The sequence below is a fragment of the Streptomyces sp. PA03-3a genome (genome assembly GCF_033792735.1).
Classification (GTDB): domain Bacteria; phylum Actinomycetota; class Actinomycetes; order Streptomycetales; family Streptomycetaceae; genus Actinacidiphila.
Window position 1 is genome coordinate 55,839 of record NZ_JARAVM010000025.1, and the last position, 21,241, is coordinate 77,079.

General features: G+C 70.4%; 21 protein-coding genes. All 21 read left to right on the forward strand.

Features of this window, described 5'->3' with window-relative positions; translation table 11 throughout:
- Position 1 precedes the first annotated feature (1 nt).
- The 21 genes from thrC (at position 2) to PV342_RS27545 (ending at position 21,132) form a co-directional block, all read left to right on the forward strand.
- Positions 2–1,090, forward strand: a complete 1,089-nt coding sequence (gene thrC, locus PV342_RS27445) for a threonine synthase (protein WP_500319016.1) — start codon at positions 2–4, stop codon at positions 1,088–1,090.
- Between the two features lie 261 nt (positions 1,091–1,351).
- The gene (gene thrB / locus PV342_RS27450; protein WP_329185695.1) at positions 1,352–2,275 is read left to right on the forward strand and encodes a homoserine kinase; all 924 of its coding nucleotides are present in this window, start codon (positions 1,352–1,354) and stop codon (positions 2,273–2,275) included.
- Positions 2,276–2,673: 398 nt separating this feature from the next.
- Positions 2,674–4,611, forward strand: a complete 1,938-nt coding sequence (gene rho / locus PV342_RS27455) for a transcription termination factor Rho (RefSeq protein WP_386995062.1) — start codon at positions 2,674–2,676, stop codon at positions 4,609–4,611.
- A 258-nt stretch (positions 4,612–4,869) separates the two neighbouring features.
- Positions 4,870–5,994 (forward strand): LCP family protein, encoded by a 1,125-nt coding sequence (locus tag PV342_RS27460; RefSeq protein ID WP_500319018.1) that lies wholly within the window; start codon positions 4,870–4,872, stop codon positions 5,992–5,994.
- Positions 5,995–6,117: 123 nt separating this feature from the next.
- Complete coding sequence (gene rpmE, locus PV342_RS27465; RefSeq protein ID WP_018563536.1) at positions 6,118–6,342, forward strand: 50S ribosomal protein L31; 225 nt, start codon at positions 6,118–6,120, stop codon at positions 6,340–6,342.
- A 114-nt stretch (positions 6,343–6,456) separates the two neighbouring features.
- Positions 6,457–7,545, forward strand: a complete 1,089-nt coding sequence (gene prfA, locus PV342_RS27470) for a peptide chain release factor 1 (protein ID WP_400805683.1) — start codon at positions 6,457–6,459, stop codon at positions 7,543–7,545.
- 16 nt (positions 7,546–7,561) lie between these two features.
- On the forward strand, positions 7,562–8,407 hold the full coding sequence (gene prmC, locus PV342_RS27475; protein ID WP_018563534.1) for a peptide chain release factor N(5)-glutamine methyltransferase: 846 nt from the start codon (positions 7,562–7,564) through the stop codon (positions 8,405–8,407).
- Positions 8,408–8,438: 31 nt separating this feature from the next.
- Positions 8,439–9,086, forward strand: a complete 648-nt coding sequence (locus PV342_RS27480) for an L-threonylcarbamoyladenylate synthase (RefSeq protein ID WP_329185691.1) — start codon at positions 8,439–8,441, stop codon at positions 9,084–9,086.
- Positions 9,083–9,715: an arsenate reductase/protein-tyrosine-phosphatase family protein gene (locus PV342_RS27485; RefSeq protein WP_354797540.1), complete on the forward strand. Its 633-nt coding sequence runs from the start codon at positions 9,083–9,085 to the stop codon at positions 9,713–9,715. The genes PV342_RS27480 and PV342_RS27485 overlap by 4 nt, the downstream gene beginning before the upstream one ends.
- Before the next feature lie 180 nt (positions 9,716–9,895).
- Positions 9,896–11,197: a serine hydroxymethyltransferase gene (gene glyA, locus PV342_RS27490; RefSeq protein ID WP_386995065.1), complete on the forward strand. Its 1,302-nt coding sequence runs from the start codon at positions 9,896–9,898 to the stop codon at positions 11,195–11,197.
- A gap of 118 nt (positions 11,198–11,315) precedes the next feature.
- Positions 11,316–12,623, forward strand: coding sequence for an MraY family glycosyltransferase (locus PV342_RS27495; protein ID WP_386995067.1), 1,308 nt, complete (start codon positions 11,316–11,318; stop codon positions 12,621–12,623).
- Positions 12,624–12,878: 255 nt separating this feature from the next.
- Positions 12,879–13,292 carry a Cg1360 family ATP-synthase-associated protein gene (locus tag PV342_RS27500; RefSeq protein ID WP_326572402.1) on the forward strand — a complete coding sequence of 138 codons (414 nt, stop codon included), beginning with the start codon at positions 12,879–12,881 and terminating at the stop codon, positions 13,290–13,292.
- A gap of 210 nt (positions 13,293–13,502) precedes the next feature.
- On the forward strand, positions 13,503–14,333 hold the full coding sequence (atpB, locus tag PV342_RS27505) for a F0F1 ATP synthase subunit A (protein WP_026251816.1): 831 nt from the start codon (positions 13,503–13,505) through the stop codon (positions 14,331–14,333).
- A 78-nt stretch (positions 14,334–14,411) separates the two neighbouring features.
- Complete coding sequence (gene atpE / locus PV342_RS27510; RefSeq protein WP_018563527.1) at positions 14,412–14,654, forward strand: ATP synthase F0 subunit C; 243 nt, start codon at positions 14,412–14,414, stop codon at positions 14,652–14,654.
- Positions 14,655–14,698: 44 nt separating this feature from the next.
- A complete protein-coding gene (locus PV342_RS27515; protein WP_018563526.1) occupies positions 14,699–15,244 on the forward strand; it encodes a F0F1 ATP synthase subunit B in 546 nt (181 codons plus the stop codon).
- Positions 15,241–16,056 (forward strand): F0F1 ATP synthase subunit delta, encoded by an 816-nt coding sequence (locus tag PV342_RS27520; protein ID WP_018563525.1) that lies wholly within the window; start codon positions 15,241–15,243, stop codon positions 16,054–16,056. Before PV342_RS27515 ends, PV342_RS27520 begins: the two co-directional genes overlap by 4 nt.
- Before the next feature lie 89 nt (positions 16,057–16,145).
- Positions 16,146–17,717, forward strand: a complete 1,572-nt coding sequence (gene atpA / locus PV342_RS27525; RefSeq protein ID WP_018563524.1) for a F0F1 ATP synthase subunit alpha — start codon at positions 16,146–16,148, stop codon at positions 17,715–17,717.
- Between the two features lie 2 nt (positions 17,718–17,719).
- Positions 17,720–18,637: a F0F1 ATP synthase subunit gamma gene (locus PV342_RS27530; protein WP_386995070.1), complete on the forward strand. Its 918-nt coding sequence runs from the start codon at positions 17,720–17,722 to the stop codon at positions 18,635–18,637.
- Between the two features lie 2 nt (positions 18,638–18,639).
- Positions 18,640–20,082, forward strand: coding sequence for a F0F1 ATP synthase subunit beta (atpD, locus tag PV342_RS27535; RefSeq protein ID WP_018563522.1), 1,443 nt, complete (start codon positions 18,640–18,642; stop codon positions 20,080–20,082).
- A 123-nt stretch (positions 20,083–20,205) separates the two neighbouring features.
- A complete protein-coding gene (locus PV342_RS27540; RefSeq protein WP_026251815.1) occupies positions 20,206–20,586 on the forward strand; it encodes a F0F1 ATP synthase subunit epsilon in 381 nt (126 codons plus the stop codon).
- A 99-nt stretch (positions 20,587–20,685) separates the two neighbouring features.
- Positions 20,686–21,132, forward strand: a complete 447-nt coding sequence (locus PV342_RS27545; RefSeq protein ID WP_026251814.1) for a DUF2550 domain-containing protein — start codon at positions 20,686–20,688, stop codon at positions 21,130–21,132.
- The last annotated feature ends 109 nt before the right edge of the window (positions 21,133–21,241 follow it).

Genomic DNA, 21,241 nt, shown 5'->3' on the forward strand with positions numbered 1-21,241 from the left:
GATGAACGCAGTCTCGGCCGGCCGTGTGCCGGCCACCCACCAGTGGCGCGGCCTCATCGAGGAGTACCGGGACCGGCTCCCGGTCGGCCCGGCGACCCCCGTGGTCACGCTGCTCGAGGGCGGTACCCCGCTGGTCCCCGCCCAGGTGCTGTCCGAGCGCACGGGCTGCGACGTCTTCCTGAAGGTGGAGGGCGCCAACCCCACCGGCTCCTTCAAGGACCGCGGCATGACGATGGCGATCTCCAAGGCCAAGGAGGAGGGCGCGCAGGCGGTCATCTGCGCCTCCACGGGCAACACCTCCGCCTCGGCCGCCGCCTATGCGGTGCGGGCCGGGATGGTCTGCGCCGTCCTGGTGCCGCAGGGCAAGATCGCGCTGGGCAAGATGGGCCAGGCGCTGGTGCACGGCGCGCGCATCCTGCAGGTCGAGGGCAACTTCGACGACTGCCTGGACCTCGCCCGCGGCCTGTCCGACAAGTACCCGGTGGCGCTGGTCAATTCGGTGAACCCGGTACGGATCGAGGGGCAGAAGACCGCCGCCTTCGAGATCGTGGACGCGCTCGGCGACGCGCCGGACGTCCATGTGCTGCCGGTCGGCAACGCCGGGAACATCACGGCGTACTGGAGGGGCTACCGCGAATACTCCGCGGACGGCGTGTCGACGCGCAATCCGCGGATGTGGGGCTTCCAGGCCTCCGGCGCCGCGCCGATCGTGCTGGGCCACCCGGTGCGGCAGCCGCAGACGATCGCCACCGCGATCCGCATCGGCAACCCGGCGTCCTGGCAGTTCGCCGAGGAGGCGCGGGACGAATCCGGCGGCCTGATCGACTCGGTGACCGACCGTCAGATCCTCGCGGCGTACCGGCTGCTCGCCGCGCAGGAGGGCGTCTTCGTCGAGCCGGCCTCGGCCGCGAGCGTCGCCGGACTGCTGCAGGCCGCCGAGCAGGGCAAGGTCGACCCGGGCCAGCGGATCGTCTGCACGGTCACCGGCAACGGCCTGAAGGACCCCGACTGGGCGGTGGCAGGCGCGCCGCAGCCCGTCACCGTTCCGGTGGACGCCGACGCCGCCGCGGAGCGGCTCGGGCTGCTCTGACCCCCGAGGGACAACAGGGGCGCACGGATTCGCACGCGACACGCATCACGCGCTGTCCGTGCGCCCTATGTCGCAGGAGAACCTTCCTTCGATAGGCTGACCCCACACCGGCGCCGCCGCACGCCGTTCTGGCCCATGCCATTGGCATCCTCCTCGCGGGATCCCCTTGGTACGGTCCCCCAAGTCCTCGCCGCCGTACGGCAACGATGCCGCGGCATCGCGAGGCAGAAACGCCCGTGAAACAAGGAGAGTCATCGAACGATGGCCGGACCAGCCTTCCGCGCCGCCGCCGTCCGAGTGCGCGTCCCCGCGACCAGCGCCAATCTCGGACCGGGCTTCGACGCCTTCGGCCTGGCGCTCGGACTCTACGACGACGTCGTGGTCCGGGTGGCCGACTCCGGTCTGCACGTCGACATCGCCGGCGAAGGCGCCGACTCGCTCTCCCGCGACGAGAACCACCTGGTCGTACGGTCCCTGCGGACCGCCTTCGACCTGCTCGGCGGACAGCCGCGCGGCCTCGAGGTGGTGTGCGCCAACCGCATTCCGCACGGCCGCGGCCTGGGCTCCTCCTCCGCCGCCATCTGCGCCGGCATCATGGCCGCCCGCGCGGTGACGATAGGCGGGCAGGACAAGCTCGACGACGCCGCGCTGCTGGAGCTGGCGAACGAGATCGAGGGCCACCCGGACAACGTCGCCGCCTGTCTGCTCGGCGGCTTCACGCTGGCCTGGACCGAGGGCGGCGCCGCCCACGCGGTCCGGATGGACCCCGCCGGGTCGGTCGTTCCGGTGGTCTTCGTGCCGGGCAGGCCGCTGCTGACCGAGACCGCCCGGGGGTTGCTGCCGCGCACCGTCCCGCACGTGGACGCGGCGGTCAACGCGGGACGTGCCGCGCTCCTCGTCGAGGCCCTCACCCGGCGGCCCGACCTGCTGCTGCCCGCCACCGAGGACCGGTTGCACCAGGAGTACCGGGCGCCCGCGATGCCGGAGAGCACGGCACTGGTGAACCGACTGCGCGCCGAAGGCGTCCCCGCTGTCATCTCGGGTGCGGGACCCACGGTGCTCGCGCTGGCGGACGAGGAAACCGCCGACAAGGTCTCCCGGCTGGCGGGCGAGGGGTGGGCGGCGAACCGTCTGGCCCTCGACGCGGCGGGGGCGAGTGTGCTGCCGCTCGCTGTGGGGCAGTGACACGATTGCCGGTCGTAGAGAGGGGGAATGTTTGTTGGATCCGGTAGTGTTAATCTCATTGCTGCACCCGTGGACTCAGGCACCCGCCTGTTGTACCTGTTGTCCCGGTGCCTTGTGTCCCGCATCGGGACCGCCCATTCTTCCGGGAGCCTCCCACACCGCATAGGCAGCCTGCCTGGGCAGTGCCGAGCACGCTCCGGAGACGGCGCGGGTGACATTTCACCCGAGAGTGAACTCTCACCTCGCCGGTAACTGTGTTTTTTTGTTCCACATCATCTCCTCCGCCATCAGGCGGACCACCGCCCCGGGTCCGGCGCAAGTGATAAGGACCGGATCCGGACAGCACGACCGGTCGCCGAGCCAGACAGGCCGACGTCCGCTCCAGGGAAGGACCCTTCGTGAGCGACACCACCGATCTGATGGGCGTACGCGCAGACAGCCCTGTCGCCGCGTCCGATGCTGCCGCGCCTGCCACCGGTGCTGCCACTGCCCCCGCCGCGCGGCGCCGTCGCGCGGGTACCGGTCTTGAGGGCATGGTCCTGGCCGAGCTGCAGCAGCTCGCCTCCGGTCTCGGCATCAAGGGCACCGCTCGGATGCGCAAGAGCCAGCTCATCGAGACCATCAAGGCCGCGCAGTCCGGCGGCGGCGCCAAGGCCTCCGCCGCCGAGGGCGCGCCCGCCGCCGAGAAGCCGAAGCGCCGGGCCACCTCGCGTACCCGTACGGGTGAATCCGCCGAGGCCGGCGGCCAGGCCGCCGAGCAGCAGCAGAAGCAGATCGAGATCCCCGGCCAGCCGGCCGGCGAGAAGGCCGCACCCGCGGCCAAGGGCAAGGCGGAGTCCGCCAGGTCCGAGCAGTCCGCCGAGGGCCGTGCCGAGGCCGCCGTGGACAGCGCCGAGGGCAAGTCCGGTGACGGCAAGGGCGGCGACGACCGCCGCGAGAGCCGCCGCGACCGTCAGCGGGACCGGCAGCGCGACCGCCGCAAGGGCGGCGAGGACGGCGGCCAGCAGCGTCAGCAGCAGGACGGCGGCCAGCAGCGTCAGCAGCAGGGCGGCGGCCCGCAGGGCGGCCAGGGTGGCCAGGACGACTACGACGACGGCGAGGGCGGCGGCCGCCGCCGCAGGGGCCGTTACCGCGACCGCCGCGGCCGGGGCGGCAACCGCCGCGAGGACTTCGCGGGCGAGCCGCAGGTCGCCGACGACGACGTCCTGATCCCGGTCGCTGGCATCCTGGACATCCTCGACAACTACGCGTTCATCCGGACCTCCGGCTACCTGCCCGGTCCGAACGACGTGTACGTCTCGCTCGCCCAGGTCCGCAAGAACGGCCTGCGCAAGGGCGACCACGTCACGGGTGCCGTCCGCCAGCCGAAGGACGGCGAGCGCCGCGAGAAGTTCAACGCGCTGGTGCGCCTGGACTCCGTCAACGGCATGGCGCCGGAGAGCGGCCGCGGCCGCCCGGAGTTCAACAAGCTCACCCCGCTGTACCCGCAGGAGCGGCTGCGGCTGGAGAACGAGCCCGGCCAGCTGATCACCCGGATCATCGACCTGGTCGCCCCGATCGGAAAGGGCCAGCGCGGCCTGATCGTGGCCCCGCCGAAGACCGGTAAGACGATCATCATGCAGGCGATCGCCAACGCGATCACCCGCAACAACCCCGAGTGCCACCTGATGGTCGTCCTCGTCGACGAGCGTCCGGAAGAGGTCACCGACATGCAGCGGTCGGTGAAGGGCGAGGTCATCTCCTCGACCTTCGACCGTCCGGCCGAGGACCACACCACCGTCGCGGAGCTCGCCATCGAGCGCGCCAAGCGGCTGGTGGAGCTGGGCCACGACGTCGTCGTCCTGCTGGACTCCATCACCCGTCTGGGCCGCGCGTACAACCTCGCGGCGCCCGCCTCCGGCCGCATCCTGTCCGGTGGTGTCGACTCGACCGCGCTGTACCCGCCGAAGCGCTTCTTCGGTGCCGCGCGCAACATCGAGGACGGCGGCTCGCTGACCATCCTGGCCACCGCGCTGGTCGAGACCGGCTCGCGCATGGACGAGGTGATCTTCGAGGAGTTCAAGGGCACCGGCAACATGGAGCTCAAGCTCGACCGGAAGCTCGCGGACAAGCGGATCTTCCCGGCGGTGGACGTCGACCCGTCCGGTACCCGCAAGGAGGAGATCCTGCTGGCCCCGGACGAGCTGAACATCACCTGGAAGCTGCGCCGGGTGCTGCACGCGCTCGACTCGCAGCAGGCGATCGAGCTGCTGCTGGACAAGATGAAGCAGACCAAGTCCAACGCCGAGTTCCTGATGCAGATCGCCAAGACCACCCCGGGTGGCAACAACGACTGACGCCCCGGCGTCGGCACGGCCCAGAAGGCCGGTCCGGTCACTTCGGTGACGGGACCGGCCTTCCGTCGTACGCGGCGGCCGTCCGAGCCCGCCGCGGCACCGACCGGATGGCTCTCACCTGCGGCGGTGTCCGGCGCGTCCCGCGGCGGGGCGGCCCCGGACCCGCTGTCATTGCCCTGCGGGCACCCCCTCGCGTGGCTGATCGGGCACGGGAGCGGGTACCCCCATCATGGGGAGCCGATCAGAACAGAGGAGCCGATGCCCGAGCACGCGGACGAGGGACGAGCCGCCCGGCGGCGCCTGCGCGGCCCGCGCCGGCGGGCCCTGCGGATCACCGCCTGGGTCGTGGCGACGTTCCTGCTGCTGACCACCACCGCCGTCGGATGCCTCTACCTCAAGCTCAACGGCAACATCAGGGGCATCGACATCAACGCCCTCCTCGGGCGCGACCGGCCGGCCGACGTCGACAACGGCTCGATGGACATCCTCGTCCTCGGTTCCGACTCCCGTTCGGGCAGCAACCAGAAGGCCGGCGGCGGTACGGACGACGGCACCGCCCGCTCCGACACCGCGATGATCGTCCACGTCTACCAGGGGCACGACCGGGCGAGCGTGGTCAGCATCCCCCGCGACACCCTCGTCGACCGGCCCGCCTGCGCCGAGCCCGGCGGCGGCACCGCCCCGCCCCGCAGCGGCGAGATGTTCAACGAGGCGTACGCGATCGGCGGCCCGGCCTGTGCCGTCAAGACGGCCGAGACGATGACCGGCATCCGCATGGACCACTACATCGAGATCGACTTCTCCGGCTTCCAGCACCTGATCGACGCCCTCGGCGGGGTCACCGTCACCACCAGCCAGGCCATCAGCGACGACCGCAGCCACCTGCACCTGCCCGCCGGCACCCACCACCTCGACGGCAAGCAGGCCCTCGGCCTGGTGCGCACCCGGCACGGGGTGGGGGACGGCAGCGACCTGGGCCGGATAAAGCTGCAGCAGGCCTTCCTGAAGGCCCTGGTGGACCGGGTGAACGGCATCGGGCTGCTGAGCTCGCCGACCCGGCTCTACGAGATCGCCGACACCGCAACCGGCGCCATCACCACCGACTCGGAGCTGGCGTCCGTCAAGAAGCTGGTCGGCCTCGGGGAGAGCCTGAAGGGGCTGGGGTCCAAGGACATCGGCATGGTCACCATGCCGGTGCGCTACGACCCCGCGGACCCCAACCGCGTCCTGCCGATCACCGACCAGGCGGAGCAGGTCTGGTCGGCGCTGCGGGCCGACAAACCGATCCCCAGGTCCGCCACCAAGGGCTCGGCGGGTGACGACGTCGACACGAACGGCGTGGTCAGGGGCTCCTCGCAGCCGTCCGGCGGCGGACCGGAATAGATCACCGCGGCCCCCGGTTTGGGCAGATGCGGCCAGTGCTGGCAGACTGGTACGTCGGCCCCGGTTCACGTGACGCAAGCCCGCGGCACGACCCGGGACCCTCCCGAACACTAGGAGAACCCCTTGAAGCGCGACATCCACCCGGAGTACGTGGAGACCCAGGTCAGCTGCACCTGCGGCGCCTCGTTCACCACCCGCAGCACCGTGAAGGACGGCGTCATCCGTGCCGACGTCTGCTCCGCGTGCCACCCGTTCTACACGGGCAAGCAGAAGATCCTCGACACCGGTGGCCGTGTGGCCCGCTTCGAGGCCCGCTTCGGCAAGGCGGCCGGGTCCGCCAAGAAGTAGCGACCCGAAAGCGCCGGTCCACGGCCGTCCGGATATCCTCCGGCGGCCGGACCGGCGCTTTGTCGTCCCAGGCTGGTCCACCGGCGTCCACCCCTTCCAGAAGCAGGGATCCTGATGTTCGAGGCGGTCGAGGAACTGATCGGCGAGTACGCCGACCTCGAGAAGAAGCTTGCCGACCCGGCGGTCTTCGCCGACCAGGCCAACGCGCGCAAGCTCAACAAGCGCTACGCGGAGCTGACCCCCATCATCGGCACCTACCGCGGCTGGAAGCAGACCGGCGACGACATCGGCACCGCGCGCGAACTGGCCGCGGACGACCCCGACTTCGCCGCCGAGGTGAAGGAGCTGGAGAAGCAGCGCGAGGAGTTCACCGAGCGCCTGCGGCTGCTGCTCGTCCCGCGCGACCCCAGCGACGACAAGGACGTGATCCTGGAGGTCAAGGCGGGTGAGGGCGGCGAGGAGTCCGCGCTGTTCGCCGGCGACCTCCTGCGCATGTACCTGCGCTACGCCGAGCGCCAGGGCTGGAAGACCGAGATCATCGACGCCAACGCCTCCGACCTCGGCGGCTACAAGGACGTCCAGGTCGCGGTGAAGACCAAGGGCGGCAACGGCGCCACCGAGCCCGGTCAGGGCGTCTGGGCACGGCTGAAGTACGAGGGGGGCGTGCACCGCGTCCAGCGCGTGCCGGCCACCGAGTCCCAGGGCCGCATCCACACCTCCGCCGCCGGTGTGCTGGTGACCCCCGAGGCCGACGAGGTCGAGGTCGAGATCGGCCCCAACGACCTGCGGATCGACGTCTACCGCTCCTCGGGCCCCGGCGGCCAGTCGGTCAACACCACCGACTCCGCGGTGCGCATCACCCACCTGCCCTCCGGGCTGGTCGTCTCCTGCCAGAACGAGAAGAGCCAGCTGCAGAACAAGGAGTCGGCGATGCGCATCCTGCGCTCCCGGCTGCTGGCCGCCGCGCAGGAGGAGGCCGAGCGCGAGGCCTCCGACGCCCGCCGCAGCCAGGTGCGGACGGTGGACCGCAGCGAGCGCATCCGCACCTACAACTTCCCGGAGAACCGCATCTCGGACCACCGCGTCGGCTTCAAGGCGTACAACTTGGACCAGGTCCTCGACGGCGAACTGGACGCGGTCATCCAGGCGTGTGTCGACGCCGACTCGGCGGCCAAGCTGGCCGCCGCGGGCGACGGAAGCTGAACCGGAGGCGGAGAACGTGAACCTGCTGCTCGCCGAGGTCGCCCAGGCGACCCAGCGGCTGGCCGACGCCGGCGTTCCCTCGCCGCGGTTCGACGCCGAGGAGCTCGCGGCGTATGTGCACGGGGTGAAGCGCGGCGCGCTGCACACCGTCGCCGACGCCGACTTCGACGCGCGCTACTGGGAGGCCGTGGCCCGCCGCGAGGCCCGCGAGCCGCTGCAGCACATCACGGGCCGGGCGTTCTTCCGGTACCTGGAGCTCCAGGTCGGCCCCGGGGTCTTCGTGCCCCGCCCGGAGACCGAGTCGGTCGTCGGGTGGGCCATAGACGCGGTACGCGCCATGGACGTCGCCGAGCCGCTCATCGTCGACCTGTGCACCGGTTCGGGCGCCATCGCGCTCGCCCTGGCGCAGGAGGTGCCGCGCAGCCGGGTGCACGCGGTGGAGCTGTCCGACGAGGCGCTGGTGTGGGCCCGCAAGAACGTCGAGGGCAGCAAGGTCGACCTGCGGCAGGGCGATGCCCTGGAGGCCTTCCAGGACCTCGACGGCCAGGTCGACCTGGTGATCTCCAACCCGCCCTACATCCCGCTCACCGAATGGGAGTACGTGGCGCCGGAGGCCCGCGACCACGACCCCGGGATGGCGCTGTTCTCCGGCGAGGACGGCCTCGACACCATCCGCGGCATCGAGCGCACCGCGCACCGGCTGCTGCGCCCGGGCGGGGTCGTCGTCATCGAGCACGCCGACACCCAGGGCGGCCAGGTGCCCTGGATCTTCACCGAGGAGGCCGGCTGGGCGGACGCCGCCGACCACCCCGACCTCAACAACCGTCCCCGGTTCACCACTGCCCGCAAGGCGACGCCGTGACCACGGCGCCGCACGTCATGGAGGTCTGCTGATGGCACGGCGTTACGACTGCTCGGACGCGACGGACCGGATCGCCGGACTGCGCGAGGCCGCGTCCGCCGTACGCCGCGGCGAGCTCGTGGTGCTGCCCACCGACACCGTCTACGGGATCGGCGCGGACGCGTTCAACACCGAGGCCGTCGGCGACCTGCTGGAGGCCAAGGGCCGGGGCCGCAACATGCCCTCGCCCGTCCTGGTCGGCTCCCCGAACACCCTGCACGGCCTGGTCACCGACTTCAGCGAGCAGGCCTGGGAGCTGGTCGACGCGTTCTGGCCGGGCGCGCTCACCCTCGTCGCCCGTCACCAGCCGTCGCTCCAGTGGGACCTGGGGGACACCCGCGGCACCGTCGCCGTCCGCATGCCGCTGCACCCGGTCGCCATCGAGCTGCTGACCGAGACCGGCCCCATGGCCGTCTCCAGCGCCAACCTGACCGGTCACCCCTCGCCGCAGGACTGCGACGCGGCGCAGGAGATGCTCGGCGACTCCGTCGCGATCTACCTCGACGGCGGCCCGACGCCCGCGGCCGTTCCGTCCTCCATCGTGGACGTCACCGGCAAGGTGCCCGTCCTGCTGCGGGCGGGCGCGATCAGCGCGGAGCAGCTCCGTGAGGTCGTACCCGACCTGGAGGTCGGCAATTGACACCGCCCATACCCGGGCAGTGGGATCACGGCGAGCGCCCGTTCCGCATCCTCCACGTCTGCACCGGCAACGTCTGCCGCTCGCCGATGGCCGAGCGGCTGACCCGGCACGAGCTGACGCTGCGGCTCGGTGACGGCGCCGCCGGGATCATCGTGGAGAGCGCCGGCACCTGGGGACACGAGGGCGCGCCGATGGAGGCGCACGCGGCGACGGTGCTCGCCGAGTACTCCGCCGACCCGGTCGGCTTCCTCGGGCGCGAGCTCCTCGACGACCACGTGATCGACGCCGACCTCGTGCTGACCGCGACCCGCGACCACCGCGCCCAGGTGATCTCCATGGGGCACGCGGCGGGTCTGCGCACCTTCACGCTGAAGGAGTTCACCCGGCTGGTGAAGGCGATAGACCCGGCGACGCTGCCGGAGGGCAGCGTGACCGAGCGCGCGCGGTCCCTGGTGCGCGCCGCCGCGGCCCTGCGCGGGTGGCTGCTGGCGCCCACCGCCGACGCGGACGAGGTGTACGACCCGTACGGCGCCCCGCTGACGTTCTTCCGCAGCATCGGCGAGGAGATCCACGACGCGCTGGACCCGGTCCTGACGGCGCTCACCGGGGTTCCGGCGCCCACCGCCTGACCCCGGGGGCGGAAGGTCTCCCCGAGTCGCGGACGGCCCTTCGGGCGGGCTCCCGGGGCACGGTGGCGCGGCCCGCGGCGACCACCCGGCCCCCGGTGGAGCACAACGCGGCGCGAAATGTCCGGAAGGATGCAACAGTGGCAGGTGAGAACCTTCCCAGCCGCCCCCGGGAGCGCCGCCATGCCCACCGCGGAAGCGTCTTCACCCCACATAGTCACCCCCACGCTCCCGGCCGGGGGCCCCGGCCTCGACGAGCTGCGCGCCCATGACCCGGAGCTGGCCGACATCCTCCTCGGGGAAGCCCAGCGGCAGGCCTCGTGCCTGCAGTTGATCGCGGGTGAGAACTTCACCTCCCCGGCCGTCCTGACGGCGCTCGGCTCACCGCTGGCCAACAAGTACGCCGAGGGATACCCCGGCCACCGCCACCACGCCGGGTGCGAGCTGGTGGACCTGGCCGAGCGGCTGGCCGTGGAAAGGGCCACACGGCTGTTCGGAGCCGCGCACGCGAACGTGCAGCCCTACTCCGGCTCCTCGGCCGTGCTGGCCGCCTACGCGGCCCTCCTGGTCCCAGGGGACACCGTCCTGGCGATGTCGCTGGCCCACGGCGGCCACCTCACCCACGGGTCCGAGTCGAACTTCTCCGGCCGCTGGTTCCGCATCGTCGGATACGGGGTGACGCGGGGCGAGACCTTCGAGGAGGGCGGCCTGATCGACTACGCGCAGGTGCGGGACCTGGCCCACCGGCACCGCCCGAAGGCGATCGTCTGCGGCGGGATCGCCTATCCCCGGCACATCGACTACGCCGCCTTCAGGGAGATCGCCGACGACGTCGGCGCGTACCTGATCGTGGACGCCGCGCACACGCTGGGCCTGGTCGCCGGCGGCGCCGCGCCCAACCCGGTGCCGTACGCGGACGTGGTGTGCGCGACCACGCACAAGACGCTGCGCGGACCGCGCGGCGGGCTCGTCCTGTGCGGCGCGGACCTGGCCCAGCGCATCGACCGGGCGGTCTTCCCCTTCTCGCAGGGCGGTCCGCACATGCACGCCGTCGCCGCGAAGGCGGCGGCCCTCGCCGAGGCGGCGCGGCCGGAGTTCGCGCTCTACGCGCACCAGGTCGTCGCCAACGCCCGCACGCTCGCCGGCGCGCTCGCCGCGCAGGGCCCGCGCATCGCCACCGGCGGCACGGACACCCATCTGATCGCCGCGGACGTGTCGGCCCTGGGCGTCACCGGTATGCGCGCCCGCGGACTGTGCGCGGCCGCCGGGATCGTGCTGGACAAGTACACGCTGCCGTACGACACGGAGCCCTGCACCGCCGGTTCCGGAATCCGCCTGGGCACCGCGTCGGTGACCACCCAGGGGATGCGCGAGGAGCAGATGCCGCAGGTCGCGGACCTGATCGTGCGCGCGCTGCGGGAGGAGCGGGGACTGGCCGGCGAGGTCGCCGAACTGGTGGAGGGCTTCCCCCCGTACCCCGGCTGAGACGCGCTTCACAGGGGGGCCGGGCCACCCCGGTGGGTGGCATGTGCAACCCTGGGTACCCGCTGTGAGTCTTCGTCTGTGTTTACAGTCGACACCCGGACGCGAATAGGGTGTGCCCGTGCGCGAGTACCTCTTGACCCTGTGTGTCGCAGCAGCCGTGACCTACCTCCTCACGGGGCCGGTGCGGAAGTTCGCCATCGCGGCAGGGGCCATGCCCGAGATCCGCGACCGCGACGTCCATCGCGAACCCACGCCGCGCCTCGGCGGCATCGCCATGTTCGGCGGCCTGTGCGCGGGCCTGCTGGTGGCGGCCCACCTGACCAACCTCAAGAGCGTCTTCGAGCTCTCCAACGAGCCCCGGGCGCTGCTCTCGGGCGCCGGGCTCATCTGGCTGCTGGGCGTGCTGGACGACAAGTGGGGCGTGGACGCCCTGATCAAGCTGGGCGCGCAGATGATCGCGGCCGGTGTGATGGTGCTGCAGGGCCTCACCGTGCTGTGGCTGCCGATCCCGGGCAAGGGCATCGTCGCGCTCACACCGGTGCAGTCGACCCTGCTGACCGTGGCGCTGGTCGTGATCACGATCAACGCGGTCAACTTCGTCGACGGACTCGACGGACTCGCGTCCGGAATGGTGTGCATCGCCGCGATCGCCTTCTTCATGTACGCGTACCGCATCTGGTACGGCTACGGCATCGAGGCGGCCGCCCCGGCGACGCTGTTCAGCGCCATCCTCATCGGGATGTGCCTGGGCTTCCTGCCGCACAACCTGCATCCCGCGCGGATCTTCATGGGCGACTCGGGCTCGATGCTGATCGGCCTGGTGCTGGCCTCCGGCGCCATCTCGATCACCGGTCAGACCGACCCCGACGCCATCACCAACCTCACCGGTTCGACCCGGGACACCACGCACTTCATGGTGCCGTTCTACCTCCCCCTGCTGCTGCCGCTGACGCTCATCGCGATCCCGGCGGCCGACCTGGTGCTGGCCATCGTGCGCCGCACCTGGAACGGGCAGTCGCCGTTCGCCGCCGACCGCGGACACCTCCACCACCGGCTGCTGGACATCGGCCACTCGCACAGCCGGGCCGTGTGGATCATGTACTTCTGGTCCGCGCTGATCTCCTTCGGCGCCGTCGCCTTCTCGGTCAACTCCTCCAGCCTGCTGATCGTCCTGAGCATCGTCGTGCTGAGCGCCATGGGGCTGCTCGCGCTGCTCATGCCGCGTTTCCGCCCCCGGGCCCCGCGCTGGGCCGAGGCGTTCGTCCCGCCGCGGTACCGCCGTACCCGGGCGGAGGCCGCGCGAGAGGCCCACGACGCCGCCGCGGCCACCATCGCCGCGGGGGAGGCCCCCGGCGTCAACGGCGCTACGGCGCTCAGCGCGCGGTCCCTGGTGGACGCCGGCCGCGGTTCGGGCAGCCATCCGTAGGCCGAACGCTCTTTAGCACAGCCGTCGAGAGGCGTCCGGAAGACTCCGCGAGAGGTACTTCTTCCGTGTGACAGGTCACACACGAACCGGGTAAAGACCTCATCAAATAGTTTGTGATACCGTTCACGAGAACCCGGAATCAAGCCGAAAGACCCTAGTGCGATGGTCTTCCGGCGTGAGGCATGTCCTCGCCGCCGGGCTACCCTCGTCCTCGACGACCCCTGTACTCCCAACCTCGCCGGAGGAGCTGCCGCCATGCAGTCCAACGACGTCCGAACGCTTCTGAACTGCGCCGTGCCCGCCGTAGCCGCGGGGGTGATCGCGGTCGCTGTCTCCAGCGTGCTCGCGGGCGGCAAGGGCGCGATCGGCGCGGGCTTCGGCGCGGTGGTGGTGATCGCGTTCATGGGAATCGGTCTGACGGTGCTTCAGCGCACCGCCCGTTCCTATCCCACGCTGTTCCAGGCGATGGGCCTGATGCTCTACACCGTGCAGCTGCTGCTGCTCGCCATCGTGCTGGCCGTGTTCAAGAACACGACGCTCTTCGACACCCAGGTGTTCGCCTTCACCCTGCTCGGCACGACCCTGGTGTGGATCGCCGCCCAGGCACGTGCTCATATGAAGACCAAGATGCTGTACGTGGAGCCCGGCTCCGCCGGAACTTCACCGTGAAAAGCAGGGCCGGTGCAGGCGGACTTCCGCTCGTTTGCTATCGTCCGGTCTCAACTGCGGCAGAGCTGGCGCGGGTGGCAGTCATGCCTTCGCAACAGCCCTTCGGCTCAGCGCCCACCCGCCGCCCCCACATCCGTCAGACCAGTCCAGTGCCGTTCCGTGGCCGTGTGCCGCGCCGACACGTAGAGGTTGCCGTACCTATGCGCCACGCTGAAGGAGCTCTCGGTGAGTGATGTAACGACGCTCGCCTTCGAGACGAACTGCCACATCTTCGACGGGTGCGGCTTCCCGGCCCCCGGCCTGCACTCCTTCCTCTTCAAGCCGCTGATCGGCGACGGGGACAGCAGCGTCTACTTCAACAAGACGATGCTGCTGGCGCTGCTCGGCAGCATCGTGATCGTCGGTTTCTTCTGGGCTGCGTTCGCCAAGCCGAAGATCGTGCCGGGCAAGCTGCAGATGGTCGCCGAGGCCGGCTACGACTTCGTCCGCCGCGGCATCGTCTACGAGACGATCGGCAAGCGGGACGGCGAGAAGTACGTGCCCTTCATGGTCGCGTTGTTCTTCTTCGTCTGGATCATGAACCTGTGGTCGATCGTGCCGATCGCCCAGTTCCCCGTGACGGCGATCATCAGCTACCCGGCCGCGCTCGCCGCGATCGTGTACATCACGTGGATGTCGCTGACCTTCAAGAAGCACGGCTTCGTCGGCGGCTGGAAGAACATCACCGGCTACGACAAGAACCTCGGCGCGGTGCTGCCGATGGTCGTCGGCCTGGAGTTCCTCTCCAACGTCATCGTGCGGCCGTTCACGCACGCCGTGCGACTCTTCGCGAACATGTTCGCCGGGCACGTCCTGCTGCTGCTGTTCACCATCGCCAGCTGGTACCTGCTCAACGGGATCGGCATCGCCTACGCCAGCGTCTCGTTCGTGATGGTCATCGTCATGACCGCCTTCGAGCTCTTCATCCAGGCCGTCCAGGCGTACGTCTTCGTGCTGCTGGCCTGCTCCTACGTGCAGGGCGCGCTCGCCGAGCACCACTGAGCAGCCGCACGACGCACAGCCCCCCGATTGTCCGGTGGCCAACCCCCACCGGTCCGTGAAAGAGAAGGAAGAAACAGCATGTCCGCTGTGAACCTCGCCGCCACCCAGATCCTCGGCAACCTGGGCTCCATCGGCTACGGCCTCGCGGCCATCGGCCCCGGCGTCGGCATCGGCATCATCTTCGGCAACGGTACGCAGGCGCTCGCCCGTCAGCCCGAGGCCGCCGGCCTGATCCGTGCCAACCAGATCCTCGGCTTCGCCTTCTGTGAGGCGCTCGCGCTGATCGGTCTGGTCATGCCGTTCGTCTACCCGACCTCCTGAGTCCGGGCTGACGAGACCAACCCCTTTCGACGGAAGGCACTGATGTGAACGCCCTGGCACAGCTGGCGGCCGAGGAGGCGGAGAACCCCCTCATCCCGCCGATCCCAGAGCTCGTCATCGGTCTCATCGCCTTCGCCATCGTCTTCTTCTTCCTCGCCAAGAAGCTCCTCCCGAACATCAACAAGGTTCTGGACGAGCGCCGCGAGGCCATCGAGGGCGGCATGGAGAAGGCCGAGGCCGCACAGGCCGAGGCTCAGCGGACCCTCGAGGAGTACAAGCAGTCGCTCTCCGAGGCCCGCCACGAGGCCGCGCGTCTGCGCCAGGAGGCGCAGGAGCAGGGCGCCGCGCTCATCGCCGAGATGCGTGCGGAAGGCCAGCGGCAGCGCGAGGAGATCATCGCCGCCGGTCACGCCCAGATCGAGGCCGACCGCCGGTCCGCCGCGCACGCGCTGCGCCAGGACGTCGGCAAGCTCGCCACCGACCTGGCCGGCAAGATCGTCGGTGAGTCCCTCGAGGACACCGCCCGCCAGAGTCGCGTGATCGACCGCTTCCTCGACGAGCTCGAGGAGAAGGCCGAGGCCGCGCGATGAACGGAGCGAGCCGCGAGGCACTGGCCACCGCGCGCGAGCGCCTCGACGCGGTGACGGACAGCACGTCCGTCGACGCGGCGAAGCTCGCCGAGGAGCTGGCCGCCGTCACGGGGCTGCTCGACCGCGAGGGTTCGCTGCGCCGCGCCTTGACCGACCCGGCCCAGCCGGGGGAGGCCAAGGCGGGCCTGGCGCAGGCGGTCCTCGGCGGGCAGATCGGCGGCGAGACGTCCGATCTGGTCTCGGGCATGGTCCGCAGCCGCTGGTCGCAGTCGCGTGACCTGGTCGACGCGCTGGAGGAGCTGTCCTACGGCGCCGACCTGATCGCCGCGGAGCGGGCGGGCCACCTCGACGACGTCGAGGACGAGCTGTTCCGCTTCGGCCGCATCGTCTCCGGCAGCAGCGAGCTGCGGGCGGCGCTGACCGACCGCGCCGCGGGCGGCCAGGCCAAGGCGGCCCTGCTGCACTCGCTGCTGGGCGGCCGTGCCAACCCGGTCACGGAGCGGATCGTCGTCCGTCTCGTGACCCACCCGCGAGGCCGTAGCCTGGAGGCAGGGATCGACGCCCTGTCCAAGCTGGCGGCCACGCGCCGTAACCGCACGGTTGCGGTCGTGGTGTCGGCGGTACCGCTGAACGACCGGCAGAAGCAGCGCCTCGGCGCCGCGCTGGCCACGATCTACGGCCGGCAGGTGCACCTGAACCTCGACGTGGACCCCGCGGTCCGCGGCGGCATCTCGGTTCGGGTCGGCGACGAGGTCATCGACGGGACCATCGCGGACCGCCTCGAAGAGGCGAGCCGCCGGATGGCCGGCTGAACCAGCCACCAACTCAAAGAGCAGTACCAGCGGCCCGAGTTGGGCCGTAGCGAATACTTCGGGCCCAACAAGGAGAGCAGGGAACCCAGATGGCGGAGCTCACGATCCGGCCGGAGGAGATCCGGGACGCGCTGGAGAACTTTGTCCAGTCGTACCAGCCGGACGCGGCCTCGCGCGAGGAGGTCGGAACGGTCAGCCTGGCCGGCGACGGTATCGCCAAGGTCGAGGGTCTCCCCTCGGCGATGGCGAACGAACTGCTGAAGTTCGAGGACGGCACCCTCGGTCTCGCCCTCAACCTGGAGGAGCGCGAGATCGGCGCGATCGTCCTCGGCGAGTTCAGCGGCATCGAAGAGGGCCAGCCGGTGCAGCGCACCGGTGAGGTGCTCTCGGTCGCCGTCGGCGAGGGATACCTGGGTCGCGTCGTCGACCCGCTCGGCAACCCGATCGACGGCCTCGGCGAGATCGAGACCGAGGGCCGCCGCGCCCTGGAGCTGCAGGCTCCCGGCGTCATGGCCCGTAAGTCCGTCCACGAGCCGATGCAGACCGGCCTCAAGGCGGTCGACGCGATGACCCCGATCGGCCGCGGCCAGCGTCAGCTGATCATCGGCGACCGTCAGACCGGCAAGACGGCCCTGGCGATCGACACGATCATCAACCAGCGTGACAACTGGCGTTCCGGCGACCCGAAGAAGCAGGTCCGCTGCATCTACGTCGCCATCGGTCAGAAGGGCTCCACCATCGCGGGCGTGCGCGCCTCGCTGGAGGAGGCCGGCGCCCTGGAGTACACCACGATCGTGGCGGCCCCGGCGTCCGACCCGGCCGGCTTCAAGTACCTCGCCCCGTACACCGGCTCGGCCATCGGCCAGCACTGGATGTACCAGGGCAAGCACGTCCTGATCGTCTTCGACGACCTGTCCAAGCAGGCCGACGCCTACCGTGCCGTCTCCCTCCTGCTGCGCCGCCCGCCGGGCCGTGAGGCCTACCCGGGTGACGTCTTCTACCTGCACTCCCGTCTGCTGGAGCGTTGCGCCAAGCTCTCCGACGAGCTGGGTGCCGGCTCGATGACCGGTCTGCCGGTCGTCGAGACCAAGGCCAACGACGTGTCGGCGTTCATCCCGACCAACGTCATCTCCATCACCGACGGCCAGTGCTTCCTGGAGTCCGACCTGTTCAACGCGGGCCAGCGCCCGGCGCTGAACGTCGGTATCTCGGTCTCCCGAGTCGGTGGCTCGGCGCAGATCAAGGCCATGAAGTCGGTCGCCGGCCGCCTGCGCGTGGACCTCGCCCAGTACCGCGAGCTGGAGGCGTTCGCCGCCTTCGGTTCCGACCTGGACGCGGCCTCCAAGGCGCAGCTGGAGCGCGGCAAGCGCATGGTCGAGCTGCTCAAGCAGGGCCAGTACGCGCCGTTCCCGATCGAGGACCAGGTCGTCTCCATCTGGGCCGGCACCACCGGCAAGCTGGACGACGTCCCGGTCGAGGACATCCGCCGCTTCGAGCGCGAGCTGCTGGACTACCTCCGCCGTGAGAAGAAGGACCTGCTGCTGAGCATCGCCGAGACCGGCAAGCTCGGCGACGACACGGTCGAGGCCCTGACCGACGCGGTCGTGGAGTTCAAGAAGCAGTTCGAGACCTCGGACGGCAAGCTGCTGGGTGAGGGCTGAGCATGGGCGCCCAGCTTCGGGTATACAAGCGCCGCATCAAGACAGTCACCGCGACCAAGAAGATCACGAAGGCGATGGAGATGATCTCCGCGTCCCGGATCGTCAAGGCCCAGCGCCAGGTCGCGGCATCGTCCCCGTACGCCGATGAGCTCACCCGCGCGGTGGCGGCGGTCGCGACCGGTTCCAACACGAACCACCCGCTGACCACCGAGGCCGAGAACCCGACCCGCGCCGCGGTGCTGCTCGTCACGAGCGACCGCGGTCTGGCCGGCGGCTACTCGTCCAACGCGATCAAGGCTGCCGACCGGCTCACCGAGCGGCTGCGCGCGGAGGGCAAGGAGGTCGTGCACTACCTCATCGGCCGCAAGGGCGTGGCGTACTACGGCTTCCGCGAGCGCCCGATCGCCGGCTCGTGGACCGGGTTCACCGACAAGCCGGTGTACGCGGACGCCAAGTCGGTGGCCGACCCGCTGATCGACCAGGTCCTCAAGGACACGGCCGAGGGCGGCGTCGACGAACTGCACATCGTCTTCACGGAGTTCGTGTCGATGCTGACGCAGGCGCCGGTGGAGAAGCGGCTGTTGCCGCTGTCCCTGGACGACGCCACCGGTGGCGAGGCCCGCAAGGAGGGGGAGATCCTCCCCCTGTACGACTTCGAGCCGTCGGCGGAGGGCGTCCTGGACGCGCTGCTGCCGCGGTACGTCGAGAGCCGGATCTTCAACGCGCTGCTGCAGGGTGCCGCTTCCGAGCACGCTGCCCGCCGCCGGGCGATGAAGTCGGCGACCGACAACGCCGAGGAGCTCATCAAGACGCTCACGCGGCTTGCCAACCAGGCCCGCCAGGCCGAAATCACCCAGGAAATCAGCGAGATCGTCGGTGGCTCCAGCGCCCTGGCCGACGCGTCTGCGGGGAGTGACTAAACATGACCACCACTGTTGAGACGGCCGCTGCCACGGGCCGCGTCGCCCGGGTCATCGGCCCGGTCGTCGACGTGGAGTTCCCCGTCGACGCGATGCCGGAGATCTACAACGCCCTCACCGTCGAGGTCGCCGACCCGGCCGAGGACGGCAAGAAGAAGACGCTGACCCTCGAGGTCGCCCAGCACCTGGGTGACGGCCTGGTCCGCGCCATCTCCATGCAGCCCACCGACGGTCTGGTCCGCCAGGCCGTGGTGACCGACACGGGCACGGGCATCACCGTCCCGGTCGGCGACTTCACCAAGGGCAAGGTGTTCAACACCCTCGGTGAGGTGCTGAACGTCCCCGAGGAGAACGCCAACGTCGGCGAGCGCTGGACGATCCACCGCAAGGCGCCGAAGTTCGAGGACCTCGAGTCCAAGACCGAGATGTTCGAGACCGGCCTGAAGGTCGTCGACCTGCTGACCCCTTACGTCAAGGGCGGCAAGATCGGTCTGTTCGGTGGCGCCGGTGTCGGCAAGACCGTCCTCATCCAGGAAATGATCATGCGTGTGGCGAAGCTGCACGAGGGCGTTTCCGTGTTCGCCGGCGTCGGCGAGCGCACCCGTGAGGGCAACGACCTCATCCAGGAGATGGAGGAGTCCGGCGTTCTGGACAAGACCGCCCTGGTCTTCGGCCAGATGGACGAGCCCCCGGGCACCCGTCTGCGCGTGGCCCTGGCCGGTCTGACCATGGCGGAGTACTTCCGCGATGTGCAGAAGCAGGACGTGCTGTTCTTCATCGACAACATCTTCCGCTTCACGCAGGCCGGCTCCGAGGTCTCCACGCTGCTCGGCCGCATGCCCTCCGCGGTGGGTTACCAGCCGAACCTCGCGGACGAGATGGGCCTCCTCCAGGAGCGCATCACCTCGACCCGTGGTCACTCGATCACCTCGATGCAGGCGATCTACGTCCCCGCGGACGACCTGACCGACCCGGCCCCGGCGACCACCTTCGCCCACCTGGACGCGACGACCGTTCTGTCGCGTCCGATCTCGGAGAAGGGCATCTACCCGGCGGTCGACCCGCTGGACTCGACGTCCCGCATCCTGGACCCCCGCTACATCGCGGCGGACCACTACGAGTGCGCCATGCGCGTCAAGGGGATCCTGCAGAAGTACAAGGACCTCCAGGACATCATCGCGATCCTCGGTATCGACGAGCTGGGCGAGGAGGACAAGCTCACCGTCCACCGCGCCCGCCGTATCGAGCGCTTCCTGTCGCAGAACACCCACGCGGCGAAGCAGTTCACCGGTATCGACGGCTCCGACGTCCCGCTGGACGAGTCGATCTCCGCGTTCAACGCCATCGCCGACGGTAAGTACGACCACTTCCCTGAGCAGGCGTTCTTCATGTGCGGCGGCATCGAGGACCTCGAGCGCAACGCCCGCGAGCTCGGCGTCAGCTGACGCCCGTCGCCTGACGGCTCACCGTGGCAGGGGGCGGACCCTGTGTCCGCCCCCTTGCCGCACCCCCGTTATCCTTTGTTTTATGCACCCGCCGGACGGCGGTGGGTGCCGACCCGAGGAGCCATCTTGGCTGAGCTGCACGTCGAGCTGGTCGCAGCGGACCGCCGTGTCTGGTCCGGCGAGGCCACACTTGTCGTCGCACGCACCGAGTCCGGCGACATCGGCGTCATGCCGAACCACGAGCCGCTGCTGGGCGTGCTCCAGTCCGGTCCGGTGACGATCCGCACCAGCGAGGGCGGCACCGTCGTCGCGGCGGTGCACGGAGGCTTCATCTCCTTCGCGGACAACAAGCTCTCGGTGCTGGCGGAGATCGCCGAGCTCGCCGAGGAGATCGACGTCCAGCGTGCGGAGCGGGCTCTGGAGCGCGCGAAGGCCGACGCCGACGCCGCCGGTGAGCGCCGGGCCGAGGTCCGGCTGATCGCCGCGACCAGCGGGTCGCGCTGAGCGCCCGGCCCACTGGGCCATGAGCCGCGGGAGGCCCGTGAGGGTGTCCCGCGGCTGCAGTATCCCTATTCGTGACATGGAGCGAGGAGGTCGGTGGGCGTGATCCTCGCTTTTCAGGTGTGCGGGGCCCTGGTGGCGGTGGCGCTGCTGGGGCTGTTCGTCTTCGGGCTGCGGCGCCGGCTGATCCAGCGGCCCGGCGGCACGTTCGACTGCAGCCTGCGGATGCCGCCCACCGGCGCCGACGAACCCTCCGGCAAGGGCTGGGCGTACGGCGTGGCCCGCTACAGCGGTGACCGGATCGAATGGTTCCGGGTCTTCTCCTACGCGCCCCGGCCGCGCCGGGTGCTGGAGCGCTCCGCCATCGAGGTGCTGCACCGCCGCGCCCCCGAGGGCCAGGAGGAACTGGCGCTCCTGTCCGACGCCGTCATCCTGGTGTGCGAGCACCGCGGTACCCGCCTGGAACTCGCCATGAGCGACGACGCCCTCACCGGCTTCCTCGCCTGGCTCGAGGCCGCCCCTCCGGGCCAGCGGGTGAACGTGGCCTAGCAGGCTGTTCGGGCCTTCCCGCTGGTTGGGGGTCCCCCCGGACGGAGTCTGGGGGAGGGTGAACGTGGCCTAGCAGGCTGTTCGGGCCTTCCCGCTGGGTTGGGGGTCC

What these genes read in the sequence shown, in the direction of transcription:
- thrB (WP_329185695.1), top strand. Translation starts at nt 1,352, where the DNA reads ATGGCCGGACCAGCCTTCCGCGCCGCCGCCGTCCGAGTGCGCGTCCCC.
- PV342_RS27480 (WP_329185691.1), top strand. Translation starts at nt 8,439, where the DNA reads ATGGCACGGCGTTACGACTGCTCGGACGCGACGGACCGGATCGCCGGA.
- prfA (WP_400805683.1), top strand. Translation starts at nt 6,457, where the DNA reads ATGTTCGAGGCGGTCGAGGAACTGATCGGCGAGTACGCCGACCTCGAG.
- atpA (WP_018563524.1), top strand. Translation starts at nt 16,146, where the DNA reads ATGGCGGAGCTCACGATCCGGCCGGAGGAGATCCGGGACGCGCTGGAG.
- PV342_RS27530 (WP_386995070.1), top strand. Translation starts at nt 17,720, where the DNA reads ATGGGCGCCCAGCTTCGGGTATACAAGCGCCGCATCAAGACAGTCACC.
- glyA (WP_386995065.1), top strand. Translation starts at nt 9,896, where the DNA reads ATGCCCACCGCGGAAGCGTCTTCACCCCACATAGTCACCCCCACGCTC.
- atpD (WP_018563522.1), top strand. Translation starts at nt 18,640, where the DNA reads ATGACCACCACTGTTGAGACGGCCGCTGCCACGGGCCGCGTCGCCCGG.
- atpE (WP_018563527.1), top strand. Translation starts at nt 14,412, where the DNA reads ATGTCCGCTGTGAACCTCGCCGCCACCCAGATCCTCGGCAACCTGGGC.
- PV342_RS27520 (WP_018563525.1), top strand. Translation starts at nt 15,241, where the DNA reads ATGAACGGAGCGAGCCGCGAGGCACTGGCCACCGCGCGCGAGCGCCTC.
- PV342_RS27460 (WP_500319018.1), top strand. Translation starts at nt 4,870, where the DNA reads ATGCCCGAGCACGCGGACGAGGGACGAGCCGCCCGGCGGCGCCTGCGC.
- thrC (WP_500319016.1), top strand. Translation starts at nt 2, where the DNA reads ATGAACGCAGTCTCGGCCGGCCGTGTGCCGGCCACCCACCAGTGGCGC.
- PV342_RS27500 (WP_326572402.1), top strand. Translation starts at nt 12,879, where the DNA reads ATGCAGTCCAACGACGTCCGAACGCTTCTGAACTGCGCCGTGCCCGCC.